Origin of the sequence: Pseudomonas sp. LBUM920, from assembly GCF_003852315.1 — a bacterium.
Taxonomy (GTDB): Bacteria; Pseudomonadota; Gammaproteobacteria; order Pseudomonadales; family Pseudomonadaceae; genus Aquipseudomonas.
The window spans coordinates 1,919,922-1,940,107 of the sequence record NZ_CP027762.1; the positions used below are offsets into that span (position 1 = coordinate 1,919,922).

The following is a 20,186-nucleotide window of genomic DNA, read 5'->3' on the forward strand; positions in this document are numbered from 1 at the left end:
GCGCCAGATAATTCTGCCTGTGGGGTCAGACCAGGCCGCTTTGTAATGCCAGATCCCAGGGCGGTACTGGGCTGAAGCGGGACTTGAGGTATTCCAGCAGCAGGCGGCTGCGTGCATTGGCCTGCTGTTCCAGACGCAGCGCGTAAATGCCGGTGGTTTCCGGGCTGGGCAGCCCGTTTTCGCAAAACAGCGGTAATAACTCACCACGCACCAGGTATTCACTGGCCAGCCACGTCGGCAAGTGCGCGATGCCCAGCCCGGCGAGCGCGCCGCACAGCAGGGCTTCGGCATTATTGGCACTCAGGCGGATGCGGTGCGGGCGATAGGTGGCGCGGCGCCCGTCCAGCTCGAAGCGCCAGGCGAACATCGGCGCCAGGCCGTCCCAGTCGAGGCCATCATGCTCGCTCAGCTCCCGAGGATGAGTCGGCGTGCCACGGCTTTTGAGGTAAGCCGGGCTGGCGCAGGCGATCCGCACGATGCTGGCCAATGGCGTGGCGATCAAGCGGGTGTCGACGATGTGCCCGGCGCGCAGCACCAGGTCGACCTTGCCCAAGTGCGCGCCCTGCATGTCGACAAAGCTGTCGATCAAATGCAGGTGCACATCCAGCCCCGGATACACGTTCAGAAAGTCGGCAATTACCGGCGCCAAGTGCCGTCGACCGAAGGCTGCCGGCGCGTCCACGCGGATCAGGCCCTCCGGCGCATGGCTCAACGACACCGCCTCGGCCCGGGCCAGCTGCAACTCGCTGACAATCCGTCGCGCTCGTTCGGCAAACGCCAGGCCTGCCGGGGTTGGCACCACGGCATGGGTGCTGCGCTGAAACAAGCGGCTGCCGACCGAGCTTTCCAGGCTGTCAATGCGCCGAGCCACTGCTGAAGGGGTCAGCGGATGGCGGCGAGCGGCGGCGGAAAAACTGCCGGTTTCCAGTACATCAAGAAACAGGCTCAGTTGATCGGTCAAGGTATTGGGGTTCATGAATAGGCGCTTATGCGAGTTCGGCACAGCCATTGTGCGTTGCTGTGCGTTTCCACGCCACAGGCGACTGCGTAGCATGCGTCGCCTGGGGCTTTTGGAGTGATGCGCGGTGTTGGATTTAGCGATGTACCTGGTATTGGGCGCAGCCCTGGGCACGGTCGGCGGGCTGTTCGGCATTGGTGGCGGGCTGATTGCCATCCCGGTGTTGGGCGTGTTGTTTGGGCTGGATCAACAGCTCGCCCAAGGCACTGCGCTGGTGATGGTGGTGCCGAACGTGATGCTGGCGCTTTGGCGTTATCACCAGCGTAACCGTATCGAATTGCGCCACGCGTTGCCGTTGGGCGTCATGGGTTTCTGCTTTGCCTGGCTGGGTTCGATCTGGGCGGTGGGTTTGGACGCCGGCGCGATGCGCATCGGTTTTATTGCATTCCTGCTGACGCTCTCCGCTTACAACCTGCTGCGCATGTTCACTCGCAATGCGCCGCCGACTGCGCAGATGCGTTATTCCTGGCCTTGGCTCGGCGTGCTCGGCGCCGCCTCGGGTTCCATGGGCGGTTTGTTTGGCGTGGGTGGCGCGGTGGTGGCGACGCCGGTGCTGACCAGCCTTTTTGGCACCACCCAAGTGGTCGCTCAAGGCCTGTCGCTGGCGTTGGCGCTGCCCAGCACCAGCGTGACCCTGGTCACCTACGCCTGGCATCAGGAGGTGGATTGGATGATCGGCGTGCCGTTGGCGGTCGGTGGCCTGCTCAGTATCAGTTGGGGGGTAAAAGTCGCCCACGCGCTGCCCGAACGGGTATTGCGCGGCCTGTTCTGCGGCTTTCTGGCGGTGTGCGCGGTGATGCTGACGTTTAAAGTCTGAAGCCTTCGAGGATGTACTCGGCCAGGCATTCGGTGATGGGCGAGGCCATCGCCGGGTTGCGCAGCAGGCGCAGGCTCATCGACGGCAGAGGCGGAAAGCCTTCATCGCTGCCCAGTATCCGTAAGTCGTCGGTCACCAGGCCTTCCATGCTGACCATCACCGCCAGCCCCGAGCCGACCACGGCTTGAATCGCCGCGACGTTGGAGCTGTGGTACGCCAGGCGATAGTCGATGCCGGCAGCATCCAGCGCGGCGCGGGTCCATTGGGTGCAAAAGCTGTCGACGCCGGAAATAGCCAGGGGCAGGGTCTCGTGCTCATCCACACAGAAGCACGGCGCCGCCACCCAGACCATGCGCTCACTGCGCAGCAATTCGCCGATTTCATTGCCGGGCTCGCGGCTGATCACGGTCAGCGCCAGGTCGCGCCGCTGCATGAACACCGCTGACGACTCGCAGTGCATTTCGATCTGGATCAGCGGGTAGGCCTTGGAAAACCGTTTGAGAATCCCCGGCAGGAAACGCATCACGTAATCGTCCGGTGTGCCGATGCGCACCAGCCCGACCATGTGAGGTTCACGCAGGGTGTTGAACACCTCACTGTGCAGCTTCAGGATGCGCCGTGCGTAACCCAGCAACACCTGGCCTTCCGCCGTCAGCCGTACCTGACGACCGTCACGCTCGAACAGCTTGCGCTGCAGCACGTCTTCTTCGAGGCGCTTCATTTGCATGCTCACCGCCGACTGTGTGCGGTTGACCAGTTCACCGGCGCGGGTAAAGCCGCCCTGATCGGCGATGGCGACGAAGGTGCGCAGCACTTCGGTATCGATGCTTGGGTAGCCGGACAATTGATCAATCTCCGAGATGTATTACATAAGAAACATTCGTTGGATTGATCATAGTGCCAGGCACACACTCTCGTCATCCCCATTGGAGGGCGAGAAGATGAAAGGTCAGAAAGGTTTTGTGTTGATGACGAAACGTCCGTTTTCCGGATTTTTTCAGCGGGTTGCCCGTTGGCAGGCCCTGCACCATGAGCGTCAGGCGCTGGCGAGTTTGAGCGACGATGCGCTCAAGGACATCGGGCTTAATCGGGGCGATGTGGAGCAGGACAGTCACCTGCATTTCTGGCAAGACCCGCTGCGAAAGTAATCTGCAATGCAGTAGGGTAGTCGGCGAGCCCACACGGAGAGACTCATGCCCGCCGACCTGTCTTTTTCACTCAAGCACGCTCGACGCATGGCGCTGGCGGCCCAGGGTTTTTCCGGGCGCCAGGCGCCGGCACTGATCAAGGCCTCGCACCTCAATCGTTTGATCGAGCGCTTGGGTGTGCTGCAGATCGATTCGGTCAATGCCGTGGTGCGCTCGCATTACCTGCCGCTGTTTTCCCGCCTTGGCCAGTACTCCCCGCTGATCCTCGAACAAGCTGCCTGGAGCCAGGGGCGGCGGCGCTCGCTCTTCGAGTATTGGGGCCATGAGGCCTCGTTGCTGCCCATGGCGCTGTACCCGTTGATGCGCTGGCGCATGGAGCGGGCCAGGCAGGGCCAGGGGATTTATGCGCAAATGGCGCGGTTCGGGCGCGAGCAGCAGGCCACTGTCCAGCGCGTGCTGCAGACCGTCGAGCAACAGGGCGCGGTGGGTGCTGGCAGCTTGTCCACCCGTGAGGAGCGCGCCGGCCCGTGGTGGGATTGGAGTGATGAAAAGCACGCACTGGAATGGTTGTTTGCCGCGGGGTTGGTCACGGTGGCGGGGCGGCGTGGGTTTGAGCGGCTCTATGACTTGCCCGAGCGCGTCATCCCTGCCGACATCCTTCTGGCCACGGTGAGCGAGGCCGAGGCCCAGCGCGGTTTGCTGTTGCACAGCGCGACTGCCTTGGGCGTCGGTACCGAAAAAGATCTGCGCGATTATTTCCGCCTGGACCCTGCCGACAGCCGTGGCCGGTTGGCCGAGCTGGTCGAGGATGGGCTATTGCGGATGTGTGAGGTGCAGGGCTGGAAGCAACCGGCGTACTGCCTGCCGGAACCGAAGGTGCCGCGCAAGGTACCGGCCAGCGCCTTGTTGTCGCCGTTCGACTCGCTGATATGGGAACGCAGCCGCACCGAGCGATTGTTTGATTTTCGCTACCGCCTGGAGATCTACACCCCGCAAGACAAGCGGGTGTACGGCTATTACGTGCTGCCGTTTTTGCACAATGAGCGGATCGCCGCGCGTGTCGACCTGCGGGCCGAACGCGCCCATAGGCGGCTCGCCGTGCATGCAGTGCACGAAGAAGAGCCGGGGCTGGACGAGGAGGGGATGCAGGCGTTGGCCTTGAACCTGCGGCAGATGGCTGATTGGCTGGGGCTGGAACAGGTCCAGCTCAACTGCCAGCGGCCAAGTGCCGCCCGCTTAAGAGTGGCAATGCTGCAAACCTGAGGGGTGGAAGGCTTTTGAGCTGAATCGGGTTCCTGTGTCGAGCGGGCTTGCCCCGCGTTGAGTGGCGAAGCCGCCCCAGTACGGCCGCTGCGGTATGCCTGGGCGGGTGGGGTGGGTGGTTTTGGGGCTGCTTCGCAGCCCAACGCGGGGCAAGCCCGCTCGCCACAACAGGCCCGTCTCAGCGTTTGACCTGTTTCAAAGTCTCGGCAATCAAAAACGCCAATTCCAGCGATTGATCGGCATTCATCCGTGGGTCGCAGTGGGTGTGATAGCGGTCCGACAAGCCATCTTCGGTGATCGGCCGCGCGCCGCCGATGCATTCGGTGACGTTCTGCCCGGTCATTTCGATGTGAATCCCGCCGGCATACGAGCCTTCGGCTTGATGCACCTGGAAGAACTCTTTCACCTCGCCCAGAATCTGCGCAAAGTCGCGGGTCTTGTAGCCGCTGCTGGCCTTGATGGTGTTGCCATGCATCGGGTCCGAGCTCCACAGCACCTGCTTGCCCTCGCGCTGCACGGCGCGGATCAGGTTGGGCAGGTGGTCGCCCACCTTGCCGGCACCCATGCGCGCGATCAGGTTGAGGCGGCCGGGGTCGTTGTCCGGGTTAAGAATGTCGATCAGGCGGATCAAGTCGTCGGGGTTCATGCTCGGGCCGACCTTCACGCCAATCGGGTTGTTCACCCCGCGCAGGAATTCGACGTGGGCGCCGTCCAGCTGACGGGTGCGGTCGCCGATCCAGAGCATGTGCGCCGAGCAGTCGTAGTAGTCGTTGGTCAGGCTGTCGCGGCGCACGAAGGCTTGCTCGTAGTTGAGCAGCAGCGCTTCGTGGGCGGTGAAGAAGCTGGTTTCGCGCAGTTGCGGCGAGCTGTCCATGCCGCAGGCGCGCATGAAGGCCAGGGTTTCGTCGATACGGTCGGCCAGCTGGCTGTATTTTTCGGCCAGTGCGGAGTTGGCAATGAAGTCCAGGTTCCACTTGTGCACTTGATGCAGGTCGGCAAATCCGCCCTGGGCAAACGCGCGCAGCAAATTCAGCGTGGCGGTGGACTGGTGGTAAGACTGCAGCAGACGGTCCGGGTCCGGCACGCGGCTTTTTTCGTCAAAGCCGATGCCATTGACGATGTCGCCACGGTAGGCGGGCAGGGTGACGCCGTCGATGGTTTCATCGTTGGCCGAGCGCGGCTTGGCGAACTGACCGGCCATGCGCCCGACTTTCACCACCGGGCAGCCGGCGGCGAAGGTCATCACGATTGCCATCTGCAGCAGCACCTTGAAGGTGTCGCGGATCTTTGCCGCAGAGAACTCGGCAAAGCTTTCGGCGCAGTCACCGCCCTGCAGCAGGAACGCGCGGCCCTGGGTCACTTCGGCAAACTGACGGCGCAACTCGCGGGCTTCCCCGGCAAACACCAGCGGCGGGTAGCTGGCCAGGTTCTGCTCCACTTGCAGCAAGTGCGCAGCGTCCGGGTACTGGGGTTGTTGCTGGATCGGCAGGGCGCGCCAGCTGTCGGGGCTCCAGGGTTGGCTCATCGTGAACTCGATTGGTTGATTGACGGTGGGGCGCCAATGTTATCAGCAATTAGTGCGTGACCTGTTGCCGCCGGTTGGCCGACAATCGCGCCTTTGCCGTGCGGTAAACCCTTTAGGAGTAGTGATGACCGAGGAGCGTGTCGAGCGCCTGCTGGCCGAAGTCCATGATGACTTCGGCATGATCCGCGTGCTTGAAGTGGCCGATTACCGCTTTCTCGAGTTTGGCGACGCCATCGAGCAAAGCTGCGTATTCACCGCCGACCCGAGTTGGCTGGAGTACGACTACACCCGCGCGATGCTGATTGGCGCGTTGTGTCACGAGCAACCGGAGAGTGCGCTGTTCCTCGGGCTGGGCGCCGGCACGCTGACCCAGGCGTGCCTCAAGTTCCTGCCGCTGGAAGACGTCGAGGCCATTGAGCTGCGCCCGGACGTGCCGCGCCTGGCCATTGAGTTCCTGGGGCTGGATGACGATCCGCGGCTGTACATCCGCATTGGCGACGCGTTGCAGTTGCTCGATAGCGCCGAATCGGCCGACCTGATTTTCGTCGACCTCTACACCGATGTCGGCCCGGGCGTGGGGCACCTGGCATGGACCTTCCTGGAAAACTGCCAGAAGAAACTCAACCCCGGCGGCTGGCTGGTCATCAACCAGTGGGCAACCGATGATGGCAAGCCACTGGGTGCGGCGTTGTTGCGCGGGTTGTATCACCGGCATTACTGGGAGCTGCCGGTGAAGGAGGGCAATGTGATTCTGCTGGTGCCTTCGGAGCTGGATCAGGCACTGGACCTGGGTGCGCTGACGGCGCGTGCCGACGCTTTGGCGCCGCGGTTGGGGTACTCGTTGCAGGCGTTGATCAAGGCTATTCGGCCGGCAACGTAGTTAACTGTTCTGGCCTCTTCGCGAGCAAGCCCGCTCCCACATTCGACCGCATTCCAAAGGATGTACGCGTACAAATGTGGGAGCGGGCTTGCCCGCGATGAGGCCGACACTGTCCACTCAAATCCCCTTGAACACCCCCGGGCGCTTCTCAACCATCGCCCGCACGCCCTCTTTGGCATCTTCACTGTTGAGCAGCTTTTCCACCAACGGCTGCAACCCTGCCGCCGCGACCGCTTCACCTTGCATGCGCGCCTGGCGGGCCGACGTCAGCGTCGCCTGCACGCCCAGTGGCGCCTGGCGCGCGATGCGGTTGGCAAGTTCGATGGCGCGGGGCAGCAAGTCTTCGCTGGCCATCACTTCCTGCACCAAGCCCAGCCTGAGCGCCTCGTGTGCATCAAATTCATCGCCGGTGAGCAACCAGCGCATGGCGTTGCCCCAGCCGGCCACCTGATGAAAACGTAGGGTCGCGCCGCCAAACGGAAAGATTCCACGCTGGACTTCCATTTGCGCAAAGCGCGTGTTGCTCGCGCAAATATTGATATCGGCTGCCAGCATCAACTCGATGCCGATGGTCAGGCAATAGCCCTGAGCCGCGACGATCACCGGTTTGCTGACCCGCGGCCCGGCGAACACACCCCATGGATCGCAGCCACCCAGTGGCGGTTGCCAGCCTCCGGACATCACGCCGCTGACATTGGCCAGGTCCAGCCCGGCGGTGAAGTGGTCGCCGTGGGCAAACACCACGGCCACTCGCGCCTCGTCGTTTCGATCAAATTCACCATAAGCCAGGCTCAGCTCATTGAGCAGATCCAGATCAAAGGCATTGCGCTTGGCCACTCGGTCCAGACCCAACAGCAGGACATGGCCCTGTAACTCACGGCTGACGCGACTGATGCTGGCTTGATTCATCGGGTGTGCCCTCAGGGCTTGGGTGGGTTTCAGACCAAAGGTCTTGATGGGCAGGTGAACCGTTTAAGCGTTATGACCAACAGGGCCGGGCCTTTGAAAAATAGACCCTGGCGCGGCGATCCGCAAAGGCTTTGATGCAGCGCGGTTTATCGGCGCTTTGCGATAAAAAAAGCTCCCTTTTTCAGCTATTTCCGGTATAGTGCGCGCCGGCCTTTAACCGGGCCGCGTTTAGGTAGCGCAATTCCCCGAAGTCAGCTTCGGCTGCACGTCCGCACAGCGGACTCTTCCTTGACGAATCTTTTTCATTCATTCGTTTTCGCAAATCCCCGCCGACAAAGCAGCCAGGGCGACTCTTGAGTCTCAACACGGCATGCGCAGCTTTGGAGCATGGGTCTTTGCGGATGCACTTAGAGGCAGACCCATGACCCAGGAAACCGGCGGCTTCGCCGCTTTTAATCTTAACCCGAACATTCTTGCTGCCGTCATCGCGACTGGCTACGAAGAACCTTCGGCTATTCAGCAGCAATCGATCCCGATCATCATGGCCGGCCAAGACATGATTGGCCAAGCGCAAACCGGTACCGGTAAAACCGCCGCGTTCGCCCTGCCAATCCTGCACTGCATCGATCCTGCCAAGCGCGAGCCGCAAGCCCTGATCCTGGCGCCAACCCGTGAGTTGGCGCTGCAAGTAGCAACCGCTTTTGAAACCTACGCCAAGCAAATGCCAGGCGTAACCGTTGTGGCCGTTTACGGCGGCGCGCCTATGGGCCCACAACTTAAAGCAATCCGTAACGGCGCACAGATCGTTGTCGCCACTCCGGGCCGTCTGTGCGACCACCTGCGTCGTGACGAAAAAGTGCTGTCGACCGTGAACCACCTGGTTCTGGACGAAGCTGACGAAATGTTGAAGCTGGGCTTCATGGATGACCTGGAAGTCATCTTCAAGGCGCTGCCACCCACCCGTCAGACCGTATTGTTCTCGGCCACCCTGCCACAGTCGATCCGTGCCATTGCCGAACGCCACTTGCGCGATCCGCAACACGTGAAGATCCAGACCAAGACTCAGACCGTTACCGCGATCGAACAGGCTCACCTGTTGGTTCACGCCGACCAGAAGACCTCGGCTGTATTGAGCCTGCTGGAAGTCGAAGACTTCGACGCCCTGATCATGTTCGTGCGCACCAAGCAAGCGACCCTGGACCTGGCCAGTGCCCTGGAAGCCAAAGGCTACAAAGCCGCTGCGCTGAACGGTGACATCGCCCAGAACCAACGTGAGCGCGTGATCGACTCCCTCAAGGATGGCCGTCTGGACATCGTTGTGGCGACCGACGTTGCTGCCCGTGGCCTCGACGTTCCACGTATCACCCACGTGTTCAACGTTGACATGCCGTACGACCCAGAGTCCTACGTTCACCGTATCGGCCGTACCGGCCGTGCCGGTCGCGAAGGTCGTGCACTGCTGCTGGTGACTCCGCGTGAGCGCCGCATGCTGCAAGTGATCGAGCGTGTAACCGGTCAGAAAGTTGCCGAAGTCCGCCTGCCGGATGCCCAGGCCGTTCTCGATGCTCGCATCAAGAAACTGACCAACAGCCTGTCGCCGCTGGTGGCTGACGCTGAATCGACCCACGGCGATCTGCTGGACCGCCTGACTGCCGATATCGGTTGCACCCCGCGTGCCCTGGCTGCAGCCCTGCTGCGCAAGGCTACCAACGGTCAGGCCCTGACCCTGGCTGCGATCGAGAAAGAACGTCCACTGGTGCCGAACAACGCTCCGCGCGGTGATCGTCCAGAGCGTACCGGCGACCGTCCAGACCGTGGTGATCGTGAGCGTCGTGCTCCGGTTCCATTGGCTGAAGGCCGTGCTCGCTGCCGTACCGCGCTGGGCGCGCGTGATGGCATCGCGGCCAAGAACCTGCTGGGCGCTATCCTCAACGAGGGTGGCCTGGCACGTGAAGCGATCGGTCGTATCCAGGTGCGTGACAGCTTCTCCCTGGTGGAGCTGCCGGAAGACGGTCTGGAAAAACTGCTGGCCAAGCTCAAAGACACACGCGTTGCCGGTAAGCAGCTGAAGCTGCGTCGCTACCGCGAAGATTGATCCGCCTTTGGGCTGATTGATCGCACAAAAAAAATCCCCGACTGGTTCGGGGATTTTTTTTGCCTGGATTTGAGGTTTGGACCAGTACTCGATCAAGTCACAAGCGGGCTTGCTCGCGAATGCGGTGGATCAGTCAATATTCCCGGTGACTGACACCCTGCATTCGCGAGCAAGCCCGCTCCCACCTTTAGATCTGTGTTAGCCGAAGCGGTAGATGTCCATCCCGAGCGCACCCATGGTGAACCCCTGGTGCGCCACGCTGAATGCGCCACCCGCGCCCCGCGCAAAATACAGCGGCAACAGGTGCTCTTCACTCGGATGGCTGCGCACGGCATGCGGCGCCTGGCGGCGATAGTCGTGCAAGGCCGCCTCGTCGTTGGCGGCGAGTTTGTCCACTACCCAGTCGCGGAAATCGCGCGCCCAAGGCTCAATGCTCTCAGGTCCGGCCTGCCAGTTCAGCTCGCCCAGGTTATGGGTGATGCTGCCAGAGCCGATCAATAGCACACCTTGTTCGCGCAGGCTGGCCAGCGCATGCCCGACTCGGGTCTGCAGGGCAGGGCCCATGCGGCTGGGCAGCGACACCTGCACCACCGGGATATCGGCTGCCGGGTACATCAGTGACAGGGGCACCCAGGTGCCATGGTCGAACGGGCGCTGATCATCGATGCGCGCCTCCAGGCTATCAGCCTTGAGCAGTTCGATTATCTGGGCTGCCAATTGCGGGTCACCGGGTGCGGGGTACTGCACGGCGAACAATTCCCGTGGGAAGCCGCCGAAATCGTGCCAAGTCTCGGGCGCGGCGCTGCCAGTAACGAGCAGGCCCTGGCTTTCCCAGTGCGCCGAGACCACCACAATGGCTGTTGGCCGTGGCAGTTCGGCCGCCAGGCGCTTGAGTGCCGGGCCGCTGGCACCGGGTTGCAGGGCGAGCATGGGCGAACCGTGGGAGACAAACAGGCTGGGGAACATAAAAGGGGTCCTGAGCGTTAATATGGGACCATCTTCAATCAGATCATTGATCTAAATCTAATATAAGTTTTAGCGCCTTTTGATCGAATTTTCAGGGTGATTCCATGGAGCCTAAGTTTTGGCAAGAGCGTTGGGCACGCAACCAGATTGGTTTTCATCTGCCCGAGGTCAACCCCTACCTGCAACGCCACTGGCCAAAACTGGCCTTGGCTGAAGGGGCAAAGGTGTTGGTGCCGCTGTGCGGCAAAAGCCTGGATCTGATGTGGCTGGCAAGCTTGGGGTATCGCGTGTTGGGTGTGGAGCTGTCCGAGCAGGCGGTGGAGGCGTTTTTCAGTGAGCAAGGGCTGGTGCCTAGGATCAGCCAGCGTGGCGTGTTCAAGGTGTACCGGGCAGACTTGATCGAGGTGTGGTGCGGCGATTTCTTTGCCTTGGACGCCGAAGCGCTGGCCGATTGCTCCGCGCTTTACGATCGCGCGGCACTGATCGCGTTGCCGCCGTTGATGCGGGCGCAGTACGCGGAGCATCTGAATGCCTTGTTGCGTCCGGGCTGTCAGGGTTTGCTGATCACCCTCGACTACGATCAGACACAAAAGGCCGGGCCGCCGTTTGCCGTCGCTGATGAAGAGGTGAAGCTGTTGCTGGGGGGGCATTGGTCTGTGCAGGTGCTGGAAGAGCAGGACATCCTGGGCGAGAGTTGGAAGTTTGTGCAGGACGGGGTCACGCGACTGGAAGAGCGGGTTTATCGGGTTACAAAGGGTTGATTGTTGCGCTGGCTGGTTTCTTTCGGGTGATTGAGTGCATATCCGTTGCTGCGGTCACGGCGGCTGGCGGTTGCGCTCTTACAGCGGGTCACTTTTGGCAAACGCCCGGAATGCCGGCCCAGCCAAAAGTAACTAAAAGGTCTTCGCCCCACCACTTGGTGTCTCGCTCCGTTTGAATCCGTGGGCCGCCGTGATGGGCCATCCCTTGCCCAACACGGCTAACCCGGCGTCCTGGCGGGTTAGCCACGGTTTCAAGCCTGCGTTCGGCCAGGGTGGTTGACGGGGCCTGTCAGCTCAAAGTCAAAAGCAGAGCACGGCGGTGTGGTAGCCGACCTGAGTGGTAGAAGCAAAAGCAGATCAACAGCACAGCAACGCACTTCTACCTGATGCACTGAGAACCCAATGTGGGAGCGGGCTTGCTCGCGAAGGCGGTGTGCCAGTGACACATGAGCTGACTGACCCACCGCCTTCGCGAGCAAGCCCGCTCCCACACGTTGACCGAGTACAGCTCCCAGCACCGCACGGCTTGGCTTTTCTGTGGGAGCTGGCTTGCCTGCGATGCAGGCAACTCGGTGTGTCAGGCATAACCCGTCGATGCCATCGCAGGCAAGCCAGCTCCCACATTGGGTTGAGTTGAGCTTCTTTGGTGCTTTTGCGAAGTGACCCGCTGTAAGAGCGGCGCCCATCTCCTCTGTACCCAGCACGCACCCACAAAAAAAGGGGCGATCAGATCGCCCCTCTTTTTGCGTTACTGCTTAGCTATCAGCCCCGGCGACGCAGTGCGTCGATCCGCTCTTCCAGCGGCGGGTGGCTCATGAACATGCGAGCAAAACCTTGCTTGATGCCACCGTTGATACCAAACGCCGTCAGGCTGTCCGGCATGTGCACTGGCAGGCCTTGTTCGGAGCGCAAGTGTTGCAGTGCTGCAATCATCGCGCCGGTACCGGCCAGGCGGGCACCGGCTTCGTCCGCGCGGAACTCGCGTTTGCGCGAGAACCACATGGTGATCGCGCTGGCCAGGAAGCCCAGCACCACCTCGGCAAAGATGGTCGCCACGAAGTAGGCAATGCCGCGGCCTTCTTCGTTCTTGAAGATCACCTTGTCGACGAAGTTGCCGATGATTCGCGCAAAGAACATCACGAAGGTGTTCACCACGCCTTGTACCAGCGCCAGGGTAACCATGTCGCCGTTGGCCACGTGGCCGATCTCGTGAGCCAGTACCGCCTTCACTTCGTCGTAGGAGAAGCGTTCGAGCATGCCCTGGCTCACCGCAACAAGGGCGTCGTTCTTGTTCCAGCCGGTGGCAAAGGCGTTGGCCTCATACGCCGGGAAGATCCCGACTTCAGGCATCTTGATGCCAGCCTCGCGGGACAACTGCTCAACGGTCTGCAGCAACCATTGCTCATGGCGGGTGCGTGGCTGGGTGATGACCTGGGTGCTGGTGCTCATCTTCGCCATCCATTTGGAGATGAACAGCGAGAAGATCGAGCCGGCAAAACCAAAGACTGCACAGAAGACCAGCAGCTGATTGAGGTTCAGATCAACCCCGTTGGCCGCCATGAACCCGTTGAAGCCGAATAGGCTCAGGGTGATGCTGGCAATCAGCACGACCGCCAGGTTAGTGGCCAAGAACAGCAGGATGCGCATCATGGTTGTAGAATTCTCCTCATGCTTAATATGTCGCGTACTGCGGGGTATATAAGGTGCGGCCTGGGGCGATTCAACCGAGCGACTATTTCAAACTGTGTCCTACAGCCTGAATGTAGAGCCTTGAAAGGATTTTCCGAGCCGAAAAGCCCACCGCGATCACCCCATTCAAGCCTTCGCACCCCGTAATTATAGGAGGCTGACCGGTCCGTGGCGTGCAGCGGCTGGGAGGAGGGCGCGCAGCGTAGAGAAGTGTTGCCAGATACTCACCGTACGACCGAATGTCGGTCGTACGGCGGCATGCGCGCTATTGGCGATAAGACTTGAGGAAGTTGCCGATGCGACCAATGGCCATGTCCAGGTCATCCACTCGCGGCAATGTCACCACGCGGAAGTGATCCGGCCACGGCCAGTTGAACGCCGTTCCCTGGACCACCAGCAGCTTTTCCGACAGCAGCAGGTCGAGCACGAATTTCTCGTCGTTGAGGATCGGGCAGACTTTCGGGTCGATCCGCGGGAACGCATACAGCGCGCCCATGGGTTTCACGCAGCTGACGCCGGGGATCGCGTTGAGCAGCTCCCAGGTGCGGTTGCGCTGCTCCAGCAGGCGGCCCTGGGGCAGCACCAGGTCGTTGATGCTCTGGTAGCCGCCGAGGGCGGTCTGGATCGCATGCTGGCTCGGCACGTTGGCACACAGGCGCATATTGGCCAGCATGTCGATGCCTTCGATGTAGCTCTGGGCGTTGTGCTTGGGCCCGGAGATGGCGATCCAGCCGGAGCGGAAACCCGCCACGCGGTAGGATTTGGACAGGCCATTGAAGGTCAGGCACAGCAGGTCCGGCGCCAGGGAGCCGGTGCAGATGTGCACGGCGTCGTCGTAGAGGATCTTGTCGTAGATCTCGTCGGAGAACACCACCAGGTTGTGCTGGCGTGCCAGCTCGAGCATGCCCAGCAACACTTCCTTGGAGTACACGGCGCCGGTCGGATTGTTCGGGTTGATGATCACCAGGGCCTTGGTGTTCGGCGTGATCTTGGCCTTGATGTCGGCCAGGTCCGGGAACCAGTCGGCGCCTTCATCGCACAGGTAGTGCACCGGGTGGCCGCCAGCCAGGGTCACGGCAGCGGTCCACAGCGGGTAGTCGGGCGCCGGCACCAGCACTTCGTCGCCGTTGTTGAGCAAGGCCTGCATGGACATCACGATCAGCTCGGACACGCCGTTGCCCAGGTAGATGTCTTCGATGCCGACACCTTCCACCTGTTTCTGTTGGTAGTACTGCATCACGGCTTTACGCGCGCTGAACAAGCCTTTCGAATCGCTGTAGCCCTGGGCGGTCGGCAGGTTGCGGATCACGTCCTGGAGGATTTCGTCCGGCGCTTCGAAACCAAACGGCGCCGGGTTGCCAATGTTCAGCTTGAGGATGCGATGGCCTTCCTCTTCCAGGCGTTTGGCGTGCTTGAGCACTGGGCCGCGAATGTCGTAGCAGACGTTGGCGAGCTTGTTCGATTTGCTGACCTGCATGGCGATGTGATCCTGAAAATGAACGATCCAGACGGCGTGGACACTACCGTACTGCGAATCCTGCGAGGCCTGCACCCATAAATACGTTTGAATGCCGGTAGCGCGGGTGCCAGACTGGCGTTTTGAAGAGGCGCAATCATACGTGCCGCCTGTTCCGTGGAAAAGATACAGATCAGGCTTTTTCAGTTGCCGAGGTGGATTGATGGATAAGTTGCAGAAAACCCTGGATGAGTGGCGGGACATGCTCGACCCCGCGCAGTATCAGGTGTGTCGTCTCAAGGGCACCGAGCGCCCTTTCAGCGGCAAATACAACGAAACCAAGACCGACGGTGTGTATCACTGCATCTGTTGCAATGAGCCGCTGTTCGATTCCAGCACCAAGTTTGATTCCGGTTGCGGCTGGCCGAGCTTCTACGCGCCGATTGCCGACAGCGCGATGATCGAGATCCGCGACGTCAGCCACGGCATGGTCCGCACCGAAGTCACCTGCGCCAAGTGCGATGCGCACCTGGGGCATGTGTTCCCGGATGGTCCGCCGCCGACGGGTTTGCGGTACTGCATCAACTCGGTGTGCCTGGACCTCGTCCCGCGCTAGGGCAGGCAGCACCCTTCCATGTGGGAGCGGGCTTGCTCGCGAATGCAGTGTGTCAGTGACCAATGAGCTGGCTGACACACCGCATTCGCGAGCAAGCCCGCTCCCACTGTTGTATTGAGCATGAATGAAGGGATTGATGTGAGCAAATAGGGCCTCATCAATGCGGTCAATTAAATTGCACACAATTAAATTGCCTACTATCTTTCCAGGTCTTCCCCCTGTTTGAGGCACTGCCATGAGCACCAACCTGCTGAGCATCCCGTGCACCACCATCAAAGGTGAGCAAAAGACCTTGGCCGACTTCGCCGGCAAGGCCATTTTGGTGGTCAACACCGCCAGCAAATGTGGTTTCACTCCGCAGTACAAAGGCCTCGAGCAACTCTGGCAGCAGTACAAGGACCAGGGCCTGGTGGTGCTGGGGTTCCCCTGCAACCAATTCGGCAAGCAGGAGCCCGGCAACGAAGGCGCGATTTCCGAGTTCTGCGAATTGAATTTCGGTGTCAGTTTCCCGCTGTTCAAGAAGATCGACGTCAACGGCAGCGAGGCCCACCCGCTGTTCGTGCAGCTTAAAAAACAAGCGCCGGGCTTGCTGGGGTCCAAGGGCATCAAGTGGAATTTCACCAAATTCCTGATCGGTCGTGACGGTCAGGTGGTCAAGCGTTTTGCCCCGACCACCAAGCCCCAGGACCTGACCCAAGAGATTGAAGCCCTGCTCAAATGATCGATGTATCCGCCGTGTCCCTGGCACTGGACGACCAACTGTGTTTCAAGCTCTACGCTGCCTCACGGGCGGTGACGCGTGCCTATAAACCGATGCTTGACCAGTTGGGCCTGACCTATCCGCAGTACGTGGTCATGCTGGTGCTGTGGGAATGGCACGAGGCAACTGCGCCGCAGCCGACCGTCAAGGCGTTGGGCGAGCGGCTGATGCTCCATTCGGGCACATTGACGCCGCTGCTCAAGCGTCTTGAGCAGCTCGATCTGGTGAGCCGCCAACGCAGCGCACGGGATGAGCGGGAAGTGCACCTGGGTCTGACTCAGGCCGGTGTGCAGTTACGCGACCAGACTCACCGCCTGAAAACCCGCTTGCTGTGTGACAGCGGCATTGACTTGAACCAGGCCGACGCTTTGCGCGCAGGCCTGGACCAGTTACTGGCGCAGATCAAAGGCTTGTCGTCTGCGGCACCCACAGGTCCAGCAGAGCCTTGAGTTCTTCGCGGCGGAACGGTTTGGCCAGATAGTCATCCATGCCCGCGGCCCGGCAACGCTCGCGCTCTTCCGAGAGGGCGTTGGCCGTCAAGGCGACAATGGGCAAATCGGGCCAGCGCCCGCTGCGGCGAATCTGCCGGCTGGCCTCGTAGCCATTCATTACCGGCATGTTGCAGTCCATCAGCACCATGTCAAAGCGCTGCTCTTCAAGGAACTTGAGCGCTTCGCCACCGTGCGCGGCCACCACCACTTCGCAGCCGAGCTTGCTGAGCATGCCTTTGGCCACCAGTTGATTGACCGGGTTGTCCTCCACCAGCAGGATGCGCGCCCGGTGCGTAAACGGCGCGGCTTCCATCTGGATCGGGTCGAGGATCAGTGGCGCGTCGCTGCGCAAATTGCGTTGCAGGATCTGATACAGCGCGTTGCGGCTCAAAGGGCGCGCCTGTTGCTGCAGCGGCGCCAGGGCTGCCACTTCCTCACTGGGCATAAAGTTGCCGTAGGCGGTGACCAGCAGAATGGGTGCCTTGATGGCTGGGCGCAGGCGGAACAGGCACTCCGGGCAATCGGTGATCAACAGGTCAGGGTGTTGCCCGCTCAGGTCGTCGTCTTGAGAGTAAACGCGCGGCGCCAGCCCCCAGTGAGGCAACAGGGTGCTGAGCAATTCTGTCAGGCCGCTACCCGCGCTGGTGATGGCGATGACTTCGCCTGCCAGCGGCGCGTAACGAGTGGCGGGCAAATGCGTGGGCAGTGGCAGGTCGGCGCAGAACTGGCTGCCAAACCCGACTTCCGAGCTGATGCTCAGCCGGCCCTTCATCGCTTCACACAGATTATGCGTCAACGCCAGCCCCAGCCCCGTGCCACCAAACTGGCGGGTGATGCCTGCGCCGGCCTGGGTAAACGGCTGGAATATCTTCACCTGCGCATCCTGAGCGATGCCGATACCGGTATCGCACACTTCAATCTTCACCCGGCCCTCACTGGCGCTCAGGCGCACGTCGACGCGGCCAAAGCGCGTGAACTTCAAGGCGTTGGAGAGCAAGTTGCTGACGATTTGCCGCACACGTGTCGGGTCGCCAATCACTTGGGCGGGAAACAGCGGGTCGATCAAGCACGTCAGTTCAACGCTCGGTGCTGCGTTCTGCGACAGCAGGTTGGCGGTGTCTTCCACCAGCGAGCTGAGATCGAACGGGATACGCTCCAGCTCCAGCTGGCCGGCATCAAACTTGGACAGGTCGAGGATATCGTTGAGCAACTCCACCAGCACTTTGCCGGAGTCATGGGCAATCGACAGTTGCTGACGCTGCTCGGCATTCAACGGGCTGTCCAGCGAGAGGGCGATCATGCCCAGCAGGCCGTTGAGCGGCGTGCGAATCTCGTGGCTCATGTTGGCCAGGAACGCCGCCCGTGCCTGGGCCATGCCCAGCGCCGTCATCTTCGCAGCCTCCAACTCATCATTGGACTGGCTCAGGCGTTGGTTGCTGGCCTTGAGCTCCAGTGTGCGTGCGGAGACGATATCTTCCAGCTGGCCCAGGTACTCGGTGAGTCGATCCTCGGCGTGGCGGCGCTGCTGGATTTCGGTCTCCATGTTTTCGAATTGCTGGTTGGCGACACTGACCAGCACACCGATTTCGTCGTTTTCGTGCCCTGGCGGGCAATCCAGGTGTGCCTGTTTGCTGGTGCTCAGCGCGCGAATAATGCGCACCAGCGGTTGGGTCAGCATCACGTAAAACAGGCCCAACAGGATGCCGGTCAGCAGCAGGCTGCGGGCAAAACCGTTAAGCAGTGTGATCTCGGCGCGGTGCAGGAAGCGGCTGCCGAAGGCGTAAGTGTCGACGTCCAGGCGCAACACGCCCAAGGAATCATTAGGCATGTGGCTCAGGAACAACCGGTCCTCAAACTGGCGGTTGGCGCCAAACAGAAAATCGCTGATGGGGCGGTAGGTGCTTTCCTTGCGCGGGCGATCGACGTCGGCCAGTACCACGCCATTGTTGTCGACCAATTGCGCACGGGTGATCGCCGGGGAGTGCAGCAGGCCCAGCGTCAGTTCCTGGGCGAGTTCGGCGTCGATGTTGTAGGCGATACGGGAGGCGGGGTTATGGCTGATTTCGATCAGCGAGCGTATTTCACGGTTGATGGATGCGTCTTCGCTGGCATAATCAATGCCGATTTGGATCAGACTGAGCAAGGTTCCCAAGACGAAACCGACCAGCACAGTCAATCGAGCTTGTTTATAAGACAAGCGGTGGGCGAACTTGATATCCATCGGGTGTTGAACCACTTCACGTTTCCCTTCGCCCGGCAAGCATAGCTGAACATCCACCGGCTTTGGCTTGCTCGGCATAATCGTTGATTTTTTTACAGGTGCAGCCCTGTCGCGGTGTGCCGCAGGGTTGCCAATACGCCATCTTTTGCAAGAACTTGCCAGAGGAATAGTCGTGGATAATCGATTGAATGCCTTTCTTGAGCGTGCCGATGCGGTACTTGCACGCCTGGAACCGTTGTTGCCGGCGCCCCGTCAAGCCATCGACTGGGACCAGTGCCTCGCCGCCCGTTGGCAGCGCGAAGGCCGCAGCGGCTTTTTGCTGCCCCTGGAAGTCAGCCTGGACATGCGCCTTAGCGACCTGATCGGTGTGGACAAGCAACGCGAACAACTGGCTCGCAACACCCAGCAGTTTCTCGAAGGCCTGCCCGCCAACCACGCGCTGCTGTGGGGTTCGCGCGGCACGGGTAAATCGTCAATGGTGCGCGCCTTGCTCGCCCAGCACGCCAAGGCCGGCTTGCGCCTGATTGAAATCGAGCGCGATCACCTGGCCGACTTGCCGCGCGTGGTCGAGCAACTGCTCAAGCTGCCGCAGCGGTTCATCCTGTTCTGCGACGACTTGTCGTTCGAGGCCGGCGAGGGCGACTACCGCGTGCTCAAGAGTGTGCTGGACGGCTCGCTGGAGCAGGCGCCGGAAAACGTGCTGTTGTATGCCACGTCCAACCGTCGTCACCTGGTGCCGGAAAACCAGAGCGACAATGACAACTGGAAACGCGTGGACGGCGAGCTGCACCCCAGCGAGGCCGTTGAAGATAAAATCGCCCTGTCCGACCGGTTCGGCCTGTGGTTGTCTTTCTACCCGTTCTCTCAGGAACATTTCCTGAACGTGGTCGAGCACTGGATTGGCGAACTGGCCAGCAAGGCCGGTTTGCAATGGCAGCGCGATGAAGCGCTGGATATTTTGGCCGTACGTTGGGCCACCGGGCGCGGCAACCGCAATGGCCGGTGCGCGTATCAATTCGCCCGTTACTGGGTGGGTCTCAAGTTGTTGGAGCGTCAACCATGATCGATTTGCAACAGGCCGGCACGGGCCTGGATGGCTATGCAATGCTGTGTGCGCAACTGGAGTCGCTGTTGGCCGATGAACGCGACTTCATCGCCAACAGCGCGCAGTTCTCTGCGTTTCTGTTCAACCAGCTGGATGACCTGAACTGGGCCGGCTTCTACCTCAACCGCAACGAAGAGCTGGTGCTTGGCCCGTTCCAGGGCCAGATTGCCTGCGTGCGCATTCCGTTCGGTCGTGGGGTGTGCGGCGCGGCGGCGGCATCGCGGCAAACCCAGCGGGTGGAGGACGTTCACGCGTTCCCTGGGCATATCGCCTGTGACAGCGCTTCCAACAGCGAACTGGTGGTGCCCCTGGTCAAGGACGGCCAACTGATTGGCGTCCTTGATCTGGACAGCCCGTCGCTGTCGCGCTTTACCGCGCAGGACCAGGCGGGCATCGAACAGCTGGCAGCGATCTTCCTGCGTCTGACCGACTGCTGACCGATGGCGGCAGGGAGAGTGCAAACACT

19 protein-coding genes are annotated in these 20,186 nt (G+C 61.2%); 11 read left to right on the forward strand and 8 right to left on the reverse strand.

Annotated elements, in window-relative coordinates; genetic code table 11:
* Nucleotides 1-25: 25 nt before the first annotated feature.
* Entirely contained in the window at nucleotides 26-976 is a 951-nt protein-coding gene (locus C4J83_RS08900) for a LysR family transcriptional regulator (protein ID WP_124416814.1), read from the reverse strand.
* A gap of 109 nt (nucleotides 977-1,085) precedes the next feature.
* Between C4J83_RS08900 and C4J83_RS08905 the strand changes: the two genes are divergently transcribed.
* Entirely contained in the window at nucleotides 1,086-1,835 is a 750-nt protein-coding gene (locus C4J83_RS08905; protein ID WP_106576820.1) for a sulfite exporter TauE/SafE family protein, read from the forward strand.
* Here the strand turns inward: C4J83_RS08905 and C4J83_RS08910 are convergent.
* Nucleotides 1,825-2,679, reverse strand: coding sequence for a LysR family transcriptional regulator (locus C4J83_RS08910; RefSeq protein WP_124416815.1), 855 nt, complete (start codon nucleotides 2,677-2,679; stop codon nucleotides 1,825-1,827). The two genes, C4J83_RS08905 and C4J83_RS08910, sit on opposite strands and share 11 nt — an antisense overlap.
* Nucleotides 2,680-2,776: 97 nt before the next feature.
* Between C4J83_RS08910 and C4J83_RS08915 the strand changes: the two genes are divergently transcribed.
* The gene (locus tag C4J83_RS08915; RefSeq protein WP_234452476.1) at nucleotides 2,777-2,983 is read left to right on the forward strand and encodes a DUF1127 domain-containing protein; all 207 of its coding nucleotides are present in this window, start codon (nucleotides 2,777-2,779) and stop codon (nucleotides 2,981-2,983) included.
* 45 nt (nucleotides 2,984-3,028) lie between these two features.
* Complete coding sequence (locus C4J83_RS08920) at nucleotides 3,029-4,246, forward strand: winged helix-turn-helix domain-containing protein (protein ID WP_124416816.1); 1,218 nt, start codon at nucleotides 3,029-3,031, stop codon at nucleotides 4,244-4,246.
* 178 nt (nucleotides 4,247-4,424) lie between these two features.
* On the opposite strand, the gene C4J83_RS08925 is transcribed toward C4J83_RS08920, so the two are convergent.
* Complete coding sequence (locus tag C4J83_RS08925) at nucleotides 4,425-5,771, reverse strand: class II 3-deoxy-7-phosphoheptulonate synthase (protein ID WP_078047560.1); 1,347 nt, start codon at nucleotides 5,769-5,771, stop codon at nucleotides 4,425-4,427.
* A 124-nt stretch (nucleotides 5,772-5,895) separates the two neighbouring features.
* Between C4J83_RS08925 and C4J83_RS08930 the strand changes: the two genes are divergently transcribed.
* The gene (locus C4J83_RS08930; protein ID WP_124416817.1) at nucleotides 5,896-6,651 is read left to right on the forward strand and encodes a spermidine synthase; all 756 of its coding nucleotides are present in this window, start codon (nucleotides 5,896-5,898) and stop codon (nucleotides 6,649-6,651) included.
* 117 nt (nucleotides 6,652-6,768) lie between these two features.
* Here C4J83_RS08930 and C4J83_RS08940 read toward each other — a convergent pair whose 3' ends face one another.
* Nucleotides 6,769-7,560, reverse strand: a complete 792-nt coding sequence (locus C4J83_RS08940) for a crotonase/enoyl-CoA hydratase family protein (protein ID WP_124416819.1) — start codon at nucleotides 7,558-7,560, stop codon at nucleotides 6,769-6,771.
* A gap of 421 nt (nucleotides 7,561-7,981) precedes the next feature.
* Here C4J83_RS08940 and C4J83_RS08945 point away from each other — a divergent pair, with 421 nt between their 5' ends.
* Nucleotides 7,982-9,655 carry a DEAD/DEAH box helicase gene (locus tag C4J83_RS08945; protein WP_017136163.1) on the forward strand — a complete coding sequence of 558 codons (1,674 nt, stop codon included), beginning with the start codon at nucleotides 7,982-7,984 and terminating at the stop codon, nucleotides 9,653-9,655.
* A gap of 198 nt (nucleotides 9,656-9,853) precedes the next feature.
* Here C4J83_RS08945 and C4J83_RS08950 read toward each other — a convergent pair whose 3' ends face one another.
* Complete coding sequence (locus tag C4J83_RS08950; protein ID WP_124416820.1) at nucleotides 9,854-10,621, reverse strand: DODA-type extradiol aromatic ring-opening family dioxygenase; 768 nt, start codon at nucleotides 10,619-10,621, stop codon at nucleotides 9,854-9,856.
* A gap of 104 nt (nucleotides 10,622-10,725) precedes the next feature.
* On the opposite strand from C4J83_RS08950, the gene C4J83_RS08955 reads away from it, so the two are divergent.
* Nucleotides 10,726-11,382 (forward strand): thiopurine S-methyltransferase, encoded by a 657-nt coding sequence (locus C4J83_RS08955; RefSeq protein WP_124416821.1) that lies wholly within the window; start codon nucleotides 10,726-10,728, stop codon nucleotides 11,380-11,382.
* 762 nt (nucleotides 11,383-12,144) lie between these two features.
* Here C4J83_RS08955 and htpX read toward each other — a convergent pair.
* Nucleotides 12,145-13,032, reverse strand: coding sequence for a protease HtpX (gene htpX, locus C4J83_RS08960; RefSeq protein ID WP_106576811.1), 888 nt, complete (start codon nucleotides 13,030-13,032; stop codon nucleotides 12,145-12,147).
* Nucleotides 13,033-13,336: 304 nt separating this feature from the next.
* The gene (locus C4J83_RS08965; protein WP_017136168.1) at nucleotides 13,337-14,548 is read right to left on the reverse strand and encodes a pyridoxal phosphate-dependent aminotransferase; all 1,212 of its coding nucleotides are present in this window, start codon (nucleotides 14,546-14,548) and stop codon (nucleotides 13,337-13,339) included.
* Nucleotides 14,549-14,750: 202 nt separating this feature from the next.
* On the opposite strand from C4J83_RS08965, the gene msrB reads away from it, so the two are divergent.
* The 3 genes from msrB (at nucleotide 14,751) to C4J83_RS08980 (ending at nucleotide 16,352) form a co-directional block, all read left to right on the forward strand.
* A complete protein-coding gene (msrB, locus tag C4J83_RS08970) occupies nucleotides 14,751-15,143 on the forward strand; it encodes a peptide-methionine (R)-S-oxide reductase MsrB (RefSeq protein ID WP_106576810.1) in 393 nt (130 codons plus the stop codon).
* A 235-nt stretch (nucleotides 15,144-15,378) separates the two neighbouring features.
* Nucleotides 15,379-15,864, forward strand: a complete 486-nt coding sequence (locus C4J83_RS08975; protein ID WP_106576809.1) for a glutathione peroxidase — start codon at nucleotides 15,379-15,381, stop codon at nucleotides 15,862-15,864.
* Nucleotides 15,861-16,352: a MarR family winged helix-turn-helix transcriptional regulator gene (locus C4J83_RS08980; RefSeq protein ID WP_124416822.1), complete on the forward strand. Its 492-nt coding sequence runs from the start codon at nucleotides 15,861-15,863 to the stop codon at nucleotides 16,350-16,352. Before C4J83_RS08975 ends, C4J83_RS08980 begins: the two co-directional genes overlap by 4 nt.
* Here C4J83_RS08980 and C4J83_RS08985 read toward each other — a convergent pair.
* Entirely contained in the window at nucleotides 16,306-18,615 is a 2,310-nt protein-coding gene (locus tag C4J83_RS08985) for a hybrid sensor histidine kinase/response regulator (RefSeq protein ID WP_106577286.1), read from the reverse strand. The genes C4J83_RS08980 and C4J83_RS08985 overlap by 47 nt on opposite strands.
* A gap of 172 nt (nucleotides 18,616-18,787) precedes the next feature.
* On the opposite strand from C4J83_RS08985, the gene C4J83_RS08990 reads away from it, so the two are divergent.
* Together C4J83_RS08990 and C4J83_RS08995 are read left to right on the forward strand one after the other, a co-directional pair.
* On the forward strand, nucleotides 18,788-19,678 hold the full coding sequence (locus C4J83_RS08990; protein ID WP_106576807.1) for an ATP-binding protein: 891 nt from the start codon (nucleotides 18,788-18,790) through the stop codon (nucleotides 19,676-19,678).
* Nucleotides 19,675-20,157 carry a GAF domain-containing protein gene (locus C4J83_RS08995; RefSeq protein ID WP_106576806.1) on the forward strand — a complete coding sequence of 161 codons (483 nt, stop codon included), beginning with the start codon at nucleotides 19,675-19,677 and terminating at the stop codon, nucleotides 20,155-20,157. Before C4J83_RS08990 ends, C4J83_RS08995 begins: the two co-directional genes overlap by 4 nt.
* Nucleotides 20,158-20,186: the final 29 nt, after the last annotated feature.